General features: G+C 38.6%; 1 pseudogene. It reads right to left on the bottom strand.

The features are described from left to right. Nucleotides 1-18 precede the first annotated feature (18 nt). A pseudogene (locus tag BV372_RS28865) lies at nucleotides 19-931 on the bottom strand (IS982 family transposase). Between the last annotated feature and the right edge of the window lie 119 nt (nucleotides 932-1050).

The raw sequence follows: 1050 nt of genomic DNA on the forward strand, positions 1-1050 counted from the left end.
AACGTGAGTTCGATGGAACTAAAAAATGGCAGGAGGTAGAGCAGGCAAATCTTTTGGGTAAATGTCAATGGAAGGTTTTTTAGGCAAATAAGTATAAGCGGCTAAACCAGCCATCAAATTTACCAAAAAGTTAAATGAACTACGGTGACGAGAGTGTTCGATTTGACATATATTTTTGAGATGATCATTGACCGACTCAATCACAGCACGTTTGCGTAAAAGAATTTTATCAATCATTTTGAGCAAACGGTTTTTCATTTTATTTTTAGATTTAGTGACTAACTGTAATCCTCGTTCATATAACTCCTCAAATAATTTTTGAGAGATATATCCTCTGTCACCAAATAATTTACCAATGAGGTCTTTAGTCATATCTGGGACTGGTTTTCGGTCATCCACATTGGCGGGAGTTAGGGAAAATGCCAATAATTCTCCACAATCATTAATAATCAAATGTAGTTTACTTCCATTGTGCCAGCCCACAGAATTTTTCCCCCATTTCACTAAACCTTTAAATACCTTGTGAGAATGCGCCCTGGCGTTGTGACAAACATTGATGGGGGTAGAATCGATAAAGCTAATCCCAGTAATTTCTCCTGTGCGTGTATGTAAAAAGCAACATGCGGAGCATTAAGCACTCCTGCATCAATTCTACAAACCTTGTGTAGCTGACTAAATTTGGGAACGCCTCACGCCAACCCGGTAAGACTTGCAGCGTATAAAATTCCTTAAACGTCTTATATCCACTGCCATGAAAGGCTATGACTATTGTCATCACCTCTGATAAATGCATCCTCGATTTGCTACGCCGTTCTCCGATTGCTGATGGCAATTGTGGTACTTGCCGCCAGAGATTTTCCCATTGGTGACAAAAATCATCTACGTCGCAGAAAATTTGTGTGATATCGAGCCGAGATACAATAGTAAACATAGCCGAAACCTTGATTTTTCTTAGATATTTTTAGTTTCGGCATTTTTTTGTCACTTTTTTACCGATTCTCAATTAATCGTAGCGATCGCCTTTTTGATACCCAGTTAAGCAAATTCATC

Origin of the sequence: Nostoc sp. T09 (assembly GCF_002154695.1) — a bacterium.
Taxonomy (GTDB): Bacteria; Cyanobacteriota; Cyanobacteriia; order Cyanobacteriales; family Nostocaceae; genus Aulosira.